This is a genomic window from Bacillus sp. JH7 (assembly GCF_001563515.1).
Taxonomy (GTDB): domain Bacteria; phylum Bacillota; class Bacilli; order Bacillales; family Bacillaceae_G; genus Bacillus_A; species Bacillus_A cereus.
In genome coordinates this window covers 2,945,595-2,961,320 of sequence record NZ_LPUS01000001.1, presented here as the reverse complement: position 1 = coordinate 2,961,320, position 15,726 = coordinate 2,945,595, and the positions used below count along the sequence as shown (strand labels likewise).

The following is a 15,726-nucleotide window of genomic DNA, read 5'->3' as shown; positions in this document are numbered from 1 at the left end:
GTATGAAAACGTATTATGAGAAAGATGCAAATGTAGAGTTATTACAAGGGAAAACAGTTGCGGTAATTGGTTATGGATCTCAAGGGCATGCGCAGGCACAAAATTTACGTGATTCAGGTGTGGAAGTTGTAGTTGGTGTTAGACCTGGTAAATCGTATGAAGTAGCAAAAGCAGATGGATTTGAAGTAATGTCTGTTTCAGAAGCGGTTCGAACCGCACAAGTTGTACAAATGTTATTGCCAGATGAACAGCAAGCACATGTATATAAATCAGAAGTAGAAGAGAATCTCCGTGAAGGACAAATGTTACTTTTCTCACATGGATTTAACATTCACTTCGGCCAAATTAATCCGCCAAGTTACGTAGATGTAGCAATGGTTGCGCCAAAAAGTCCAGGTCATCTCGTTCGCCGTGTATATCAAGAAGGAAATGGTGTTCCGGCATTAGTCGCAGTGCATCAAGATGCGACGGGAACAGCGCTACATGTAGCATTAGCGTATGCAAAAGGTGTAGGTTGTACACGTGCGGGTGTAATTGAAACGACATTCCAAGAAGAAACCGAAACGGATTTATTCGGTGAGCAAGCTGTACTTTGCGGCGGGGTAACTGCACTTGTGAAGGCCGGGTTCGAAACGTTAACGGAAGGTGGATATCGTCCTGAAATTGCATACTTTGAATGTTTGCATGAATTAAAGCTAATTGTTGACTTAATGTACGAAGGTGGATTAACGAATATGCGCCATTCTATTTCAGATACGGCAGAATTTGGAGATTATGTAACAGGATCGAGAATTGTTACAGATGAAACGAAGAAGGAAATGAAGCGTGTTCTGACAGAAATTCAGCAAGGTGAATTTGCGAAGAAATGGATTTTAGAAAATCAAGCAGGGCGTCCGACGTATAACGCAATGAAAAAAGCAGAACAAAATCATCAATTAGAAAAAGTGGGGGCAGAGCTTCGTGAAATGATGAGTTGGATTCATGCACCGAAAGAATTAGTAAAGAAATAGAGTGAGAGAGTATAAATGAAAAATATGTAAGAGGGGATTTGACAAGATGAGAAGTGACATGATTAAAAAAGGTTTTGATAAAGCGCCGCACCGTAGTTTATTAAAAGCAACTGGTTTGAAAGATGAAGATTTTGATAAACCTTTCATAGCGATTTGTAATTCTTTTATTGAAATTATTCCAGGGCATAAACACTTGAACGAGTTTGGGAAACTTGTAAAAGAGGCAGTTCGTGCGGCGGGTATGGTACCATTTGAATTCAATACAATTGGAGTTGACGATGGTATTGCGATGGGACATATCGGTATGCGTTATTCTCTTCCGAGTCGTGAAATAATTGCAGATTCAGTAGAAACGGTTGTAAATGCACACTGGTTTGACGGCATGATTTGTATTCCAAACTGTGACAAAATTACACCAGGTATGATGATGGCTGCACTACGTATTAATATTCCGACTGTGTTTGTTTCAGGCGGCCCAATGGCAGCAGGAAAAACATCTAAAGGAGAAGTTGTTGATCTGAGTTCCGTTTTTGAAGGAGTAGGAGCTTATCAATCTGGGAAAATTTCAGAAGAAGAATTAAAAGATATTGAAGATCATGGCTGTCCATCTTGTGGCTCTTGTTCGGGTATGTTTACCGCGAACTCTATGAATTGTTTATGTGAAGTGTTAGGTTTAGCTCTTCCTGGTAACGGGAGTATTTTAGCAATTGATCCAAGACGTGAAGAGTTAATTAAACAAGCAGCAGAGAAATTGAAAATTTTAATTGAAAGAGATATTAAACCAAGAGACATTGTAACGGAAGAAGCAATTGATGATGCGTTTGCGCTTGATATGGCGATGGGCGGTTCAACAAATACAGTGTTGCATACATTGGCGCTCGCGCAAGAGGCTGGATTAGATTACGATATGAACCGTATTGATGCCGTTTCAAGACGTGTACCACATTTATGTAAAGTAAGCCCTGCTTCCAATTGGCATATGGAAGATATTGATCGTGCGGGCGGGATTAGTGCAATTTTGAAAGAGATGAGCCGGAAAGAAGGAGTACTTCATCTTGATCGAATAACTGCTACGGGGCAAACATTAAGAGAAAATATTGCTGAGGCAGAGATTAAAGATAAGGAAGTTATTCACTCTCTTGAAAACCCTCATAGTGAGGAAGGAGGATTGCGTATATTAAAAGGCAACCTTGCGAAAGATGGAGCGGTTATTAAAAGCGGTGCAACAGAGGTAAAGCGTTTTGAAGGACCTTGCGTTATTTTTAATTCACAAGATGAGGCACTTGCTGGCATTATGCTTGGGAAAGTGAAAAAAGGAGATGTAGTTGTCATTCGTTATGAAGGACCAAGAGGTGGCCCTGGTATGCCAGAAATGTTAGCACCAACATCAGCAATTGCTGGAATGGGATTAGGTGCTGAGGTTGCATTATTAACGGATGGACGTTTCTCTGGAGCTTCACGTGGAATTTCAGTAGGACATATTTCACCAGAAGCAGCAGCTGGTGGAACGATCGCACTTCTTGAACAAGGGGATATTGTATGTATTGATGTTGAAGAACGCTTGCTAGAAGTAAGAGTGAGTGATGAGGAATTAGATAAGCGTAAAAAAGAATGGAAACGACCAGAACCGAAAGTGAAAACTGGCTGGCTTGGACGTTATGCACAAATGGTAACATCGGCGAATACAGGGGCTGTTCTGAAAATCCCACATTTTGATTGAGCCAATTTAAAAAAGATAAGGATGATATATAATGGTGCAAAAGGTAAAGGAGAGAGTGAAAATTGAAGATATCTTAATGGCTCATAATTGCATGAAAGATATCGTTATTAAAACACCGTTACAACGTGATACAGTTTTATCTGAGAAATATGATTGTGACGTTTATGTAAAACGAGAAGATTTACAATTAATTCGCTCTTTCAAAATTCGTGGTGCATACAATTTGATTCAAAGTTTACCGAAAGAAAAGTTACAAAACGGTGTTGTTTGTGCAAGTGCTGGTAATCATGCGCAAGGAGTTGCTTATACATGTAATTTATTGAAGATTCCGTCGAAAATATTTATGCCCACAACAACACCGAAACAAAAAGTATCACAAGTACAATTTTTCGGTGGTGATTTCGCAGAGATTGTATTAGTTGGTGATACATTCGATAGCTCTTTCCAAGAAGCACAGTGTTATTGTGAAGAAAATAGAATGACATTTGTTCATCCGTTTGATGATCCGTATGTAGTTGCTGGTCAAGGGACAGTGGCAGTTGAAATTATGCATGATATGGAGAAACCGGTTGATTATATCTTTACGGCAATCGGCGGTGGTGGATTAGCATCAGGTGTTGGTACATATGTAAAAGGTGTTAGTCCTACTACAAAGGTTATTGGTGTAGAACCGATGGGAGCTGCCTCTATGAAAGAGGCTTTTCTTCAAAATGATAATGTCGCATTAGAGAAAATAGATAGTTTTGTTGATGGGGCAGCGGTTAAAAAGGTAGGAAAGTTAACTTTTGAAACTTGTAAAGATGTAATTGATGACATCGTTTTAGTACCAGAGGGGAAAGTTTGTACGACGATTTTAGAACTGTATAAGAAAAATGCGATTGTAGCTGAACCGGCTGGTGCACTCTCTATTGCAGCACTTGATTTATACAGTGATGAAATAAAAGGTAAAACAGTTGTATGTACGCTAAGTGGTGGAAATAATGACATTGATAGAATGCAAGAAATGAAAGAACGATCTCTCATTTATGAAGGGTTAAAGCATTATTTCATCATTGAATTCCCACAGCGTTCAGGCGCGTTAAGAGAATTTCTTGATAAAGGATTAGGGCCAGAAGATGATATTACTCGTTTTGAGTATATTAAGAAACATAATAAGGAAAATGGTCCAGCATTAGTCGGAGTAGAGTTAAAACATAAAGAAGATTATGAGCAATTAATTACTCGCTTTAAAGAAAATAATATTCAATTTATGGAGCTTAATAAAAACCCTGTTTTGTTTGATTTGCTTATTTAATAGAAGGGAAGAATAAGCATCTAAATAAAAAAGATAGATACAAGCGAGGAAATATAGTGCTTGTTCTATCTTTTTTATAGTTAAACTAGATACTCATTAAATTCAAGAAGAATAAAGCTAGTTAACCAAAAAAATATCGCAATGCGAATAATTACATACATAGTAAATTCAAAGGTAGTAAGTTTTCGTTCGCGTTTTATTTTTTTTTAGAAATCTAACAGAAAAAACTGAACATAAAAGTAGAACGGCTATAGACATTTTATAAATATTTTCTAACAAACTTACATTTTCTAATAAGTTTTTCAGCATGTTTATCACCTATTCTATAAAGTAGATTACAGAGAAATAGATCTTGAGCTGTCTAGTTTCGTTTATTTTTTATTTTCCCTGTATCATCAATTTCTACATCAGTTGAAATTGTTTGTAAATATTGAAGAGCTTTTTTCTTTTCTTCCTCATTTACAGGGGAAACTTGGTTGTTGCGAATGATATAAGGATTGAATGACATTTGGACATCCTTTCCTTTAAAAGTTAAAGTTAATACGCCAGTTTCGGCGCTTTTTCCATTCACATAACTTGGGAATAAAAAGTTACCTAATGAGTAAGCGATAGGAACTTTATTATAATACTCAAACCCTTGTAACCAATGTGGATGGCTTCCGACAATCGCGTTAGCTCCTGCTTCAACCATTTTAGGTACATATTGCTTTTGGTATTCTACCGGACGGTTTGATTTTTCAACGCCCCAATGCATATAGACGATTAAATAGTCTGCATCTTGTTTTTGTTCTTTAATTGTTTTTGTTACAAGATTTAAATCATAGCCATTCGCAACGCCAGGTTTATTCTCACCAGCTACCCAATTAGAATCAGGCATAAATCGAACGAAGGAAAGAAATTTAAACTTTTTCCCTTTTACGGTCATTTCTCGTGCTGTATATGTATCTTTCGCATTTTTTCCGGCTCCAATGTAAGGGAACTTTAATTTTTCTACGTGAGAAATCGTATCTAATAATCCATCTTGCCCATAATCAAGTGTGTGGTTATTCCCAATATTTACGATGTCATATCCAGTGTTTTTAATAGCTTGTAGTGTAGATGGATCACTTTTAATCCAAAACAGTTGCCCAGGTGCTTTCTTTTCTTTCGTTGTAAATGCCGATTCTAAATTCACAAAAGAAATATCAGCTTTTTTTATTTCTTCTTTTACATGTTGGAATGGGTAATCAGCCCCATTCTTTTCGATTATAGGACGTAATTGCCAATCAAACATTGTATCACCAGAGAAGGTGAGTGTGATTTCTTGGTCTTCTATTTTCTTTTCGCTTTTTGAAGCGGTTTTACTAGATTTGTTTTGTAAATCGGGTTTGTCTTTTGCTTTTGAAATAAAAGAGTAATTGATTAATAAAACAATCGGTGTAATGAAAAAGGCTATTAACAAAAATCGTTTTAGTAAAGTTTTCATATATACCTTCCCTTTTAATATTATCCCACAATTAAATTAACAATGAATCTATTAAAGGTAATTAAAGTTACAAAAAAACAGCGGGTTATGTAGTGGAAAACATTTGTTAATATTCTCAATATTAAGTTAACATATAGATAACCTGTAAATCAATGTATAAACCAAAATATAGAAATAAAGAATTCGAAGGGTGAAGAATGAGAAATGGTTATATTAGGAGCAGTTGTAAATGGAATTTGCATTATATTTGGTACTTTACTTGGTAAATTATTTAGTAGGATTCCAGAAAGTATGAAAGAAACGATAATGCATGCAATCGGTTTAGCGGTTACTGTGCTTGGGCTTCAAATGGCATTAAAAAGTGAAAACTTTCTTGTTGTCATACTGAGTTTAGTGATTGGTACGGTAATTGGAGAATGGTTACAATTAGAAGAAAAGTTAAAAAATTTAGGGGATTGGCTAGAAAATAAAGTTGGATCGAAGGGGAAAGGAAGCATATCAGAAGGTTTTGTAACAGCTACTTTAATTTTTGCACTTGGTGCGATGGGGATACTTGGTGCACTTGACAGTGGGATTCGCGGAAATCATAATATTTTATTTACCAAGGCAATTATCGATGGATTTATTTCTATTATATTAACGACAACTCTAGGAATTGGCGTAGTATTTTCGGCGATTCCAGTTGTTTTATATGAAGGTGGTATTGCAGTTTTTGCAACACAAATTAATAGTTTTGTCCCGGAAGAATTAATGAACCAATTTATAGTGGAGATGACGGCTACGGGCGGCATTATGATATCTGCTATTGGATTGAACTTGCTTAGTATTATTAAAATCAAGGTGGCAAATTTACTTCCAGGTATATTGGTAGTAGGTGTAATTGTTTCAATTATTTATGGTTACGGTTTGTTAGTAAATTAGTAGAGGGTGGAAACACATATGGAGGAATTTCAATTTACAAAACGTGTGCATAAAATATTGGAGATTGCAGCAGAAGAGAGTGAGTATAACATAATTCAACCAGTCCATCTGTTCATAGGTATGTGTAAAGAAGGTACAGGAGTTTGCGCTGAGTTATTTATGTATTTGTTTCATAAAGTCGGTCCAGATTTTTTAGAAAAACTTTCGTTACGAAAACGATTCGATTTACATCATCAAGAGTATAAAAAAATAGGGCAATATAAACTATCTTATAAGGCGATAGAAATTTTACAAATAGCGAAGAAACGTATGGAACGCTTTCAGCAAGTAGTAATCAATGAAGGACATGTTATGTATGCATTATTTCGTGTAGATACAGATATTGGTGAATTTATACATACACAAATGCAAAAAGATATATTACGTATTACAGCTGTACCGAGAGACTTAGCGGTTGATTTAAATAGTTTTAAATCTATTTATAATACATTATTTTGTCATGTAAGAAGAGCTAGTCCTTCTGATTTTGATAAGTTATCACGATTTGTGGCGGCTGAATTTGGTGAACGGTGGTTACAGTCGGTTGATTACGGATTTCGGACATATAATGAAAAGTTACCTATCTATATTGCACAGCAGGAGGAAGTAATAGTTGGTTTCGTCTGTTACGATGTAGTGAGAGGAAAGAAAGGATTGTTTGGTTCAATGGGCATAGCGAAACAAAATCGTGTGAAAGGTGTAGGAAAAGAATTATTGTATCATTGTTTATATAATATGAAGCAAGATGGATATGAATATGCGATTATTGGACAAGCAGGTCCCATTGAGTTTTACGAGAGAAATTGTAATGCTCGTTTAATACCGATAGATAATAAGTAACCAACTTCATATAGAGGAGTTGGTTTTATTATGAAAATGATGTAGAGATGTAGTGGTTTTTACTAGAAAATAGCGGGTTTTGTAGTAAATCTTGCATAAAAAGCAAATTACTAAACTTTTTACAAGAAAGGGTGTAGAATGGGTATCTAAAGAAAGAAGGTGTGAAAATGGCCAGCTGGAAACGAAATTTAATGATTTGTTGGCTAGGTTGTTTTACCACTGCAGCCGGTATGAGTTTAGTAATTCCTTTCTTATCTTTTTATATTGAGGAATTAGGAGTAACTGGCACTTCAAGTATTGCACAGTGGTCGGGACTTGCATTTGGTGTAACATTTTTAATGGGTGCGATCGTATCGCCAATATGGGGAAAGCTTGGTGATATACATGGACGGAAACTGATGCTTATTCGTGCTAGCCTCGGTATGGCGATTATTATGACGCTTATGGGGTTTGTAACGGATGTATATCAATTAGTCGCACTAAGATTTTTAATGGGAGCAGTATCTGGTTTCCTTTCAACCGCAATGACATTTATTGCAGCAGAAACTCCGAAAGAACATTCAGGTTGGGCAATTTCTACAATTTCAACTGGTGGCGTGAGCGGTTCTTTACTTGGTCCATTACTTGGTGGATATTTGTCTGAGTTAATTGGAATGCGTCATGTCTTTCTTGTTACAGGAGCTTTTTTATTCCTTTCCTTTCTTATCGTTTTTTTCTTCTTGCATGAAGAAAATCACTCTGCTCAAGCAAAAAAAACACAGCCGAAAAAAGTATGGACGATGGTCTCAGCGAAGCATTTAATTATTAGTTTATTTGTAACAACATTTATTATTCAACTTGCTAATATGTCAGTTCAACCAATTGTTACATTGTACGTGAAAAATTTAGTAGGTCCTCATACTGCACATATTGAAACAATTGCGGGAGCAGTTATGTCAGCAACAGGATTAGCCGTTATTTTGGCAGCACCAAGACTAGGAAGATTATCAGATCATATCGGTCCTCAAAAAACGTTAGTTGTAGCGTTATTTGCTGCAGGAATTATTTTTATCCCGCAAGCATTTGTAACCTCAGCTTGGCAACTATTAATTCTTCGATTTTTATTAGGTATCGCACAAGCAGGATTATTACCTTCCGTACAAACTCTACTAAAACAACATACACCAACCCATGTTACGGGACGGATATTTGGATATAATCAATCATTTCAGTTTTTAGGAAATATGATTGGTCCAGTGCTCGGGGGGCAAATTGCAGCACATGCAGGCTTCCAATATGTTTTCCTCTCTACATCATCACTATTATTTATTGCGTGTATCTGGGTTTATTTTCATAATAAGAACGAAGAGGTATCAGAGAAACAACATTTGGAAGTTAGTTAACTTAGTGAATAAAAAAAGGGTGAAGCAATGATTGCTTCATCCTTTTCTTTAAAATTTAAGACATAGATAGCTTAATGTACCAAGCTCATAACTACGGTGAATGACTTCACCGCTATTTTCACCACTTCCCATAGCGATAAATAAAGGAACAAAATGTTCTGCTCTTGGTACTGCTAATTGTGCATGAGGAGCATTTTTCTCCCAATTAAACAATGCATCTTTATCGTTATGCTGCATATGTTTAATAATCCAATCATCAAATTCAATTGCCCATTTTTCAGGTGTAGTTTGATTCCATTTCAAAGCTCGTAAGTTATGGACGGTAACACCACTCCCGATTACTAAAATATCTTCTTGTCCGAGTCCTTTAAGTGCTTCTCCAATTTCAAATTGTTCTTTTGCAGAAAGGAATGGATTGACTGATATTTGCACGACAGGAATATTTGCTTCTGGATACATGCGGTGCAGGAGTGTCCATGAACCATGATCTAAACCTCTCGTCATATTATGATGGACTGAAATACCTTTGTTCTTAAATTTTGTTTCTAACATAGATGCAATGCTAGAAGAGCCTTTCGCACGATATTTGATTTCGTATAACTCAGGGGGAAAACCTCCAAAATCATAAATTGTTTCATACTCGTTATCTGATGAGGAAATCGTTAATACTTCACTTTCCCAGTGAGCAGTGAAAATAACAATTGCTTTCGGTTTATATGTTTCTCCAAGTGTTTTTAAAAATCGTGTATAGTCTGTATCTTGAATAGCGAGCATAGGCGAACCATGTGCTAAAAATAATGATGGCATCATAATAGTAGAAACCTCCTAAAAATTATATAGTTACTTTATGTAAGTAACTATATAATTTTATTTTCGGTTCGTCAAGAGATCAGTTTGAAAGCAAGTCTGAAAAATACATCATTTGTCATAATGAAAGCAATTACATATAATATAAAATAAGAAAAGTGAATGGATATTCATTTCTCTTAAAGGTATACATAATAGAGTTGGGAGCTGACGAAATGAATGTACAGGAAAGTTTCGTTACGGCATTGGATGGATCGGAAATTTATTTGCGTAAGTGGTTACCAGAAGGAGATCCGAGAGGAATTATTCAAATTGCACATGGCATGACAGAGCATGCAGGGGTGTATACAGAATTTGTGGATGCTTTATTGGAAGCAGGGTATGGTGTTTATGCGCATGATCATAAAGGACATGGGAAAACAGTAAAAAAAGAAGAAGATTATGGTCATTTTGAACCAAATATAGGGTGGAATCAAGTTGTATCGGATGTTATCTTTGTTTCAGAAAGGATAAAAGAAGAGCAGTCAAGTCCTTTGTTTTTACTTGGACATAGTATGGGTTCTTTTTTATCAAGACGTGCTGTACAACTTAGAGGCGAATTATATGATGGATTTCTGATTTCAGGAACAGGTGGAAATCCAGGGCTTTTAGGAGTTATTGGTCATAAAGTAGCAACAATCGAAATGAAGTTGCGCGGGGCAAAAACGAAAAGTCCAATGTTAAACTTTTTATCTTTCGGAAACTTCAATTCGAACTTTAAGCCAAATCGTACAAAATTTGATTGGTTATCTTCAGATAATAATCAAGTTGATAAATATATTGCGGATCCGTTATGTGGTTTCATTTGTACGACGAGTTTTTACCGAGAATTATTTTCTGGTGTATTAGAAGTAAATAAACTAGAAGAATACAAGAAGACGCCAAAGAATCTTCCAATACATATATTCTCTGGTGATCGTGATCCTGTTGGCGATATGGGGAAAGGTGTAAAAGAAGTATATGAAAACTATAAAAAATGTGGTGTGAAAGACGTGACACTACGTTTATATGAAAATGGTAGACATGAAATGTTTCATGAAGTAAATAAGGATGAAGTATTTAAAGATTTAATTTCGTGGTTAGATGCGCATAATAAATGAGAAAGATAATCCCAAACTGTTTGTAGTTTGAGATTATTTATTTTACAGAAATACGGGCAATAAATTCTTAAATTTACTTTACTTAATAAAAAATAAATCTTATTCTAGAGTCGTTAAAAAAATAAAGAAATATTGTATGAGAGGAAACCTCACTTTTCTGAAGTGAGGTTTTTTGTAGTAACGAAGTAATAGTGAATAAAACTAATTTTAAAAATAATTTAAAATCAAACTATTTATAAAGAAACAGATGCCTGTTCATAATAGTAGTATAATAGTGAATGAGGTGTTAATAGAATGGAAGATAGAACATTAGGTTTATTACTAGATGTTGTTGGTGAATTATTTTCAGATGAAATTTCAATTGCTGTTTCGAATACGAAAGAATATATTTACTATCGGCCAAGTAAACGAATTGATTTAAAGATTAGCGCTGGGGATCCTATAAAGGAAGGAACGATTGCTCATAAAGCGATGGTGATGAATCAAAAAACATCTGAGTTTATGAATCGGGATGTTTTTGGTATTCCTTATCATGGAATGGCTGTACCATTTTCAAACAATGGAAAGCTTGAAGGGTGCGTAACGGCAATTTATCCAGCTTTAACGGATGGAAAGTCAGTCGTTACTTTAAAAACAACAGATGGCTGGATTCCAGTTCCTTTTTCAAAGGTTATGTATTTAGAGGCTAAAGATAAAAAGACGTATGTGAATTCAGAAGAGTTATCAGGAACACATAAATACTCTCTGCAAGAATTCGAATACTTGCTTCCTAAAGATTCATTTATTAGATGTCACCGTTCGTTTATTGTAAATGTTAATCATATTAAAGCGATTTATCCTGATACCCATTCTACTTTTGTACTTTCGATGGATAATGGTGAGAGAGTACCAGTTAGTCAATCATACGCTAGTTATTTCCGTAAGCTTCTAGGATTCTAAATTTTTCTGCTTTAGAACCTAAATTTGCTGTTCTGTCTGAATTTTCGTTATTGTATACTAAAATCCCTATTTTGATAGTGTAAATGTGTAAAATAATTATGAATATTCAATGAGAGAGGGATTACATATGGAGAATAATTTAGATAGAATCAGAGATCAACGTCTAAAAGATCGGGTAGTTACACCTGAAGAAGCAGCTTCCTGGATTCAAAGTGGAATGACTTTAGGCTTAAGTGGGTTTACACGTGCAGGTGATGTAAAAGCAGTCCCATTTGCGCTTGTAAACCGAGTTAAGAATGATGAATCTTTTAAAGTAAATGTTTATACTGGGGCTTCTTTAGGCTCGGATGTAGACAAATTATTTGCTGAGGCAGGAATTTTAGGGAAAAGATTACCTTTCCAAGCTGACGCGACGATGCGAAAAGGAATTAATAACGGAGACTTTTTATTTGTGGATCAACACTTATCTCATACAGCAGAGTTACTCCGCGCTGACGTTCTGGATATAGATTTCGCTATTTTGGAAGCGGTTGCGATTACAGAGGACGGAATGATTATTCCAACCACTTCAATTGGAAATTCCTTAGCGTTTTCCTTAAATGCTAAGTCTATTATTATTGAAATGAATATGGCTCAATCCACGCAATTAGAGGGACTACATGATCTATATGAACCAGGTAAACAAGGGGAGAGGCTTCCAATTCCGCTTGTGAAAACAGATGACCGAATTGGAACAATCGGTATTCCAATTGATCCTGAAAAAGTAAAGGGAATTGTGTTTACGAATCAATTGGATTCGCCATCGACAATTGTTCCTCCGGATGAAGAAACGGTCATTATGGCACAGCATTTAATAGAATTCCTTCGAGAAGAAGTTAAAATAGGGCGATTAACAAATCGTTTAGCGCCGTTACAATCAGGAATTGGTTCAGTTGCTAACGCAGTATTGCATGGAATGTTAGATTCAGAATTTGAAGATTTAGAAGTGTATTCTGAAGTTTTACAAGATGCAGTTTTTGATCTTATGGATGCTGGAAAAGTCAATTTTGCTTCTTGTTGTTCTATCACGCTTTCTGAAGAGAAAATGCAACAAGTATTTTCTAACTTTGAAAAATATCGTGACAAATTAATGATGCGTCCGCAAGAGATTTCCAATCATCCTGAAATCATTCGTCGCCTTGGATTAATCTCAATTAATACTGCATTAGAATTAGATATATACGGAAATGTTAACTCTACTCACGTTTTAGGTACAAAAATGATGAATGGAATTGGTGGGTCTGGTGATTTTGCAAGAAATGCACGCCTAGCTATCTTTGTTACTAAATCGATTGCGAAAGGTGGTAACATTTCAAGTATTGTTCCTTTCGTTTCTCATGTAGACCATACTGAACATGATGTAGATGTTATTGTTACTGAACAGGGGTATGCCGACTTAAGGGGACTTGCGCCAAGAGAAAGAGTGGAACTTATTATTGAGAATTGCGCACATCCAATGTATCGTGATCAACTACGTGCTTATTACGAAGAAGCAAAAACAAGAGGTGGACAAACTCCTCATATTTTAGAAAAAGCTTTTTCTTGGCATACGAATTATGCTAAAAATGGAACAATGCTTGAAGCGGTAGTAGAAACTGTATAGGTTTGTATCGTACGAAATAGTAAAACGAATGAGTGAGTTTGAAGATTAAATTTTAGAAAAAGAGAACACCAACTTTTAGGGATGGTGTTCTTTTTCTTTAAAAAAATTGTACTGGTTATAATAAAGATTTATAAAAATAACCTCTAATTTATGAAAAAAAAGGTTTTTTGAAGTGCTTTCCGAATCAATTTAGTAGTTTACATATTGAAGGTGAGGAGAAAGAATCATGAAGATAAGAGAAGCGTTATTAAGTGAAGCAAATGAATTAAGTGAATTCGCACTACAATCAAAAGCAACGTGGGATTATAGTGAAGAATTCATACTTGCTTGTAAGGAAGATTTAACAATTACAGAAGAATACATAAAAAATAATTTTGTATATGTTTTAGAAAACGATAATGCGAAGATTGGTTTTTTCTCATTTTTACGTAATGATAAAGCTCTCGATTTCTTGTACATTCATCCTGATTACAAAGGAAAAGGTTACGGGAAAATACTTTGGGAGTACGTAATAGAAAAAGCCAATGAACTAGGATTAAAAAGTTTTACGATTGATAGTGATCCGAATGCAAAAGGATATTACTTGAAAATGGGGGCACAGTTAATAGGAGAGACACCATCAACTGTCTTTAAGGGTCGTGTACTGCCTCTTTTGAAATATGATGTGTAAAACTATTAATAGTAGGGGAAGATTAGAATGGATGATGTAAAGGAAAAAAGAATATATGAAGCACTAATAAAATCGTGGTCGATTGAAACGAGTTCAAAGTGGACAATTGAAAACCCAGCAAAGGGACAGTGTGGTGTAACGGCTCTAGTCGTTCAAGACATATATGGAGGAGAAATTAAAAAGACAAAAGTAAGAGAGGTATGGCACTTTTATAACTTTATAGATGGGCAGAGATTTGATTTTACAGAGACTCAATTCAATGGGAAATTGAATTATATGGATGTGGAATCAAATCGGAAAGAAGCATTTGCAGATACAAATGAAAAACAATATAGCATTTTGAAGGGAAAAATAACGAAAGAATTAAAATTATCTTTTGACTCTTAATCTTTAATAAGTTACTATAATGGTGGTAACTTATTAAAGGGAACTTCATAGAGTTGAAAGGGGAAATACTTTTGAAAACAACTTATGTAAACGCTACAATTGTAACGATGAATGAACAAAACGAAGTGATAGAAAATGGATATATCATTGTAGAAAATGATCAAATTATAGATGTAAAGAGCGGAGAATTCGCTAATGATTTTGAAGTAGATGAAGTAATTGATATGAAAGGAAAGTGGGTTTTACCAGGGCTTGTAAATACACATACACACGTTGTAATGAGTCTCCTAAGAGGTATTGGCGATGATATGTTATTACAACCGTGGCTTGAGACGAGAATTTGGCCACTGGAAAGTCAATTTACTCCCCAAATTGCGGTCGCTAGTACGGAATTAGGATTACTTGAGATGGTGAAAAGTGGTACAACATCATTCTCTGACATGTTTAATCCAATTGGAGTAGATCAAGACGCAATTATGGAAACGGTATCAAGGAGCGGGATGCGAGCTGCTGTTTCAAGGACTTTATTTAGCTTCGGAACGAAAGACGATGAAAAGAAAGCGATTGAAGAAGCTGAGAAATATGTGAAGCGTTACTATAACGAAAGTGGCATGTTAACGACGATGGTTGCACCACATAGTCCATATACATGTAGTACAGAATTGTTAGAAGAGTGCGCACGGATTGCAGTAGAGAATCAAACGATGGTTCATATCCATCTTTCTGAAACAGAGCGTGAAGTACGTGATATTGAAGCACAATATGGAAAACGTCCAGTAGAATATGCAGCGAGCTGCGGATTGTTTAAACGCCCAACAGTTATTGCACACGGTGTAGTATTAAATGAAGATGAGCGTGCATTTTTAGCAGAAAATGACGTTCGAGTAGCTCATAATCCGAATAGTAATTTAAAACTAGGTTCTGGTATAGCGAATGTAAAAGCGATGCTAGAAGCAGGAATAAAAGTAGGAATTGCAACAGATAGTGTTGCATCTAACAATAATTTAGATATGTTTGAAGAAATGCGCATAGCGACTTTACTACAAAAAGGTATTCACCAAGATGCAACAGCTTTACCAGTTGAAACAGCTCTTACACTTGCGACAAAAGGAGCTGCTGAAGTAATCGGGATGAAACAAACAGGATCACTTGAGATTGGAAAATGTGCTGATTTCATTACAATTGATCCGTCTAATAAGCCTCATTTACAACCAGCGGATGAAGTGTTATCACACCTTGTATATGCTGCTAGTGGAAAAGATATAAGCGATGTAATTATTAACGGAAAACGTGTCGTTTGGAATGGCGAATGTAAAACGTTAGATGAAGAGCGTATTATATTTGAAGCAAGTCGTTATAAACGAGGTTTGCAAAGATAACTAATTATGTGGCAGTTGAAAAAGCTATCCTTTTAAAAGGATAGCTTTTTTCTTGAACGAATAAATATTCAAAAGAATGTCGCATCTTTCTG

At 35.5% G+C, this 15,726-nt stretch carries 14 protein-coding genes and 1 pseudogene; 12 read left to right on the top strand and 3 right to left on the bottom strand.

The window, feature by feature from the left end; translation table 11 throughout:
• Positions 1 to 2: 2 nt before the first annotated feature.
• The 3 genes from ilvC to ilvA are packed head-to-tail and all read left to right on the top strand — an operon-like array spanning position 3 to position 4,024.
• On the top strand, positions 3 to 1,010 hold the full coding sequence (gene ilvC / locus AU379_RS14790) for a ketol-acid reductoisomerase (protein WP_000861136.1): 1,008 nt from the start codon (positions 3 to 5) through the stop codon (positions 1,008 to 1,010).
• 46 nt (positions 1,011 to 1,056) lie between these two features.
• Positions 1,057 to 2,730: a dihydroxy-acid dehydratase gene (gene ilvD, locus AU379_RS14785; RefSeq protein WP_001255817.1), complete on the top strand. Its 1,674-nt coding sequence runs from the start codon at positions 1,057 to 1,059 to the stop codon at positions 2,728 to 2,730.
• A 31-nt stretch (positions 2,731 to 2,761) separates the two neighbouring features.
• Positions 2,762 to 4,024 (top strand): threonine ammonia-lyase IlvA, encoded by a 1,263-nt coding sequence (gene ilvA / locus AU379_RS14780; RefSeq protein WP_000250325.1) that lies wholly within the window; start codon positions 2,762 to 2,764, stop codon positions 4,022 to 4,024.
• A gap of 80 nt (positions 4,025 to 4,104) precedes the next feature.
• Here ilvA and AU379_RS29220 read toward each other — a convergent pair.
• Positions 4,105 to 4,333, bottom strand: a pseudogene (locus AU379_RS29220) (hypothetical protein).
• 52 nt (positions 4,334 to 4,385) lie between these two features.
• Positions 4,386 to 5,489 carry a CapA family protein gene (locus AU379_RS14775; protein WP_000854542.1) on the bottom strand — a complete coding sequence of 368 codons (1,104 nt, stop codon included), beginning with the start codon at positions 5,487 to 5,489 and terminating at the stop codon, positions 4,386 to 4,388.
• A gap of 204 nt (positions 5,490 to 5,693) precedes the next feature.
• Here AU379_RS14775 and AU379_RS14770 point away from each other — a divergent pair, with 204 nt between their 5' ends.
• The 3 genes from AU379_RS14770 to AU379_RS14760 all read left to right on the top strand — a co-directional run bounded on the left by AU379_RS14770 (position 5,694) and on the right by AU379_RS14760 (position 8,671).
• Positions 5,694 to 6,410 (top strand): DUF554 domain-containing protein, encoded by a 717-nt coding sequence (locus AU379_RS14770; RefSeq protein WP_061139445.1) that lies wholly within the window; start codon positions 5,694 to 5,696, stop codon positions 6,408 to 6,410.
• Positions 6,411 to 6,428: 18 nt separating this feature from the next.
• Positions 6,429 to 7,289 (top strand): GNAT family N-acetyltransferase, encoded by an 861-nt coding sequence (locus tag AU379_RS14765; RefSeq protein ID WP_061139444.1) that lies wholly within the window; start codon positions 6,429 to 6,431, stop codon positions 7,287 to 7,289.
• A 167-nt stretch (positions 7,290 to 7,456) separates the two neighbouring features.
• On the top strand, positions 7,457 to 8,671 hold the full coding sequence (locus AU379_RS14760; protein ID WP_061139443.1) for a multidrug efflux MFS transporter: 1,215 nt from the start codon (positions 7,457 to 7,459) through the stop codon (positions 8,669 to 8,671).
• 48 nt (positions 8,672 to 8,719) lie between these two features.
• On the opposite strand, the gene AU379_RS14755 is transcribed toward AU379_RS14760, so the two are convergent.
• Positions 8,720 to 9,481, bottom strand: a complete 762-nt coding sequence (locus AU379_RS14755; RefSeq protein WP_000982910.1) for a class III extradiol ring-cleavage dioxygenase — start codon at positions 9,479 to 9,481, stop codon at positions 8,720 to 8,722.
• A 212-nt stretch (positions 9,482 to 9,693) separates the two neighbouring features.
• On the opposite strand from AU379_RS14755, the gene AU379_RS14750 reads away from it, so the two are divergent.
• The 6 genes from AU379_RS14750 to AU379_RS14725 all read left to right on the top strand — a co-directional run bounded on the left by AU379_RS14750 (position 9,694) and on the right by AU379_RS14725 (position 15,634).
• Positions 9,694 to 10,617: an alpha/beta hydrolase gene (locus AU379_RS14750; protein ID WP_001102587.1), complete on the top strand. Its 924-nt coding sequence runs from the start codon at positions 9,694 to 9,696 to the stop codon at positions 10,615 to 10,617.
• 294 nt (positions 10,618 to 10,911) lie between these two features.
• Complete coding sequence (locus AU379_RS14745; RefSeq protein WP_000390207.1) at positions 10,912 to 11,556, top strand: LytTR family DNA-binding domain-containing protein; 645 nt, start codon at positions 10,912 to 10,914, stop codon at positions 11,554 to 11,556.
• A 127-nt stretch (positions 11,557 to 11,683) separates the two neighbouring features.
• Positions 11,684 to 13,198 (top strand): acetyl-CoA hydrolase/transferase family protein, encoded by a 1,515-nt coding sequence (locus AU379_RS14740; RefSeq protein WP_000429821.1) that lies wholly within the window; start codon positions 11,684 to 11,686, stop codon positions 13,196 to 13,198.
• Between the two features lie 226 nt (positions 13,199 to 13,424).
• Positions 13,425 to 13,868: a GNAT family N-acetyltransferase gene (locus AU379_RS14735; RefSeq protein WP_000701894.1), complete on the top strand. Its 444-nt coding sequence runs from the start codon at positions 13,425 to 13,427 to the stop codon at positions 13,866 to 13,868.
• Between the two features lie 27 nt (positions 13,869 to 13,895).
• Positions 13,896 to 14,255, top strand: a complete 360-nt coding sequence (locus AU379_RS14730) for a hypothetical protein (RefSeq protein ID WP_061139442.1) — start codon at positions 13,896 to 13,898, stop codon at positions 14,253 to 14,255.
• A 53-nt stretch (positions 14,256 to 14,308) separates the two neighbouring features.
• Positions 14,309 to 15,634 (top strand): bifunctional S-methyl-5'-thioadenosine deaminase/S-adenosylhomocysteine deaminase, encoded by a 1,326-nt coding sequence (locus AU379_RS14725; protein WP_002004854.1) that lies wholly within the window; start codon positions 14,309 to 14,311, stop codon positions 15,632 to 15,634.
• Positions 15,635 to 15,726: the final 92 nt, after the last annotated feature.

Coding starts and splice junctions, on each gene's coding strand:
- ilvC (WP_000861136.1), top strand. CDS start 3: ATGAAAACGTATTATGAGAAAGATGCAAATGTAGAGTTATTACAAGGG.
- ilvD (WP_001255817.1), top strand. CDS start 1,057: ATGAGAAGTGACATGATTAAAAAAGGTTTTGATAAAGCGCCGCACCGT.
- ilvA (WP_000250325.1), top strand. CDS start 2,762: ATGGTGCAAAAGGTAAAGGAGAGAGTGAAAATTGAAGATATCTTAATG.
- AU379_RS14775 (WP_000854542.1), bottom strand. CDS start 5,489: ATGAAAACTTTACTAAAACGATTTTTGTTAATAGCCTTTTTCATTACA.
- AU379_RS14770 (WP_061139445.1), top strand. CDS start 5,694: ATGGTTATATTAGGAGCAGTTGTAAATGGAATTTGCATTATATTTGGT.
- AU379_RS14765 (WP_061139444.1), top strand. CDS start 6,429: ATGGAGGAATTTCAATTTACAAAACGTGTGCATAAAATATTGGAGATT.
- AU379_RS14760 (WP_061139443.1), top strand. CDS start 7,457: ATGGCCAGCTGGAAACGAAATTTAATGATTTGTTGGCTAGGTTGTTTT.
- AU379_RS14755 (WP_000982910.1), bottom strand. CDS start 9,481: ATGATGCCATCATTATTTTTAGCACATGGTTCGCCTATGCTCGCTATT.
- AU379_RS14750 (WP_001102587.1), top strand. CDS start 9,694: ATGAATGTACAGGAAAGTTTCGTTACGGCATTGGATGGATCGGAAATT.
- AU379_RS14745 (WP_000390207.1), top strand. CDS start 10,912: ATGGAAGATAGAACATTAGGTTTATTACTAGATGTTGTTGGTGAATTA.
- AU379_RS14740 (WP_000429821.1), top strand. CDS start 11,684: ATGGAGAATAATTTAGATAGAATCAGAGATCAACGTCTAAAAGATCGG.
- AU379_RS14735 (WP_000701894.1), top strand. CDS start 13,425: ATGAAGATAAGAGAAGCGTTATTAAGTGAAGCAAATGAATTAAGTGAA.
- AU379_RS14730 (WP_061139442.1), top strand. CDS start 13,896: ATGGATGATGTAAAGGAAAAAAGAATATATGAAGCACTAATAAAATCG.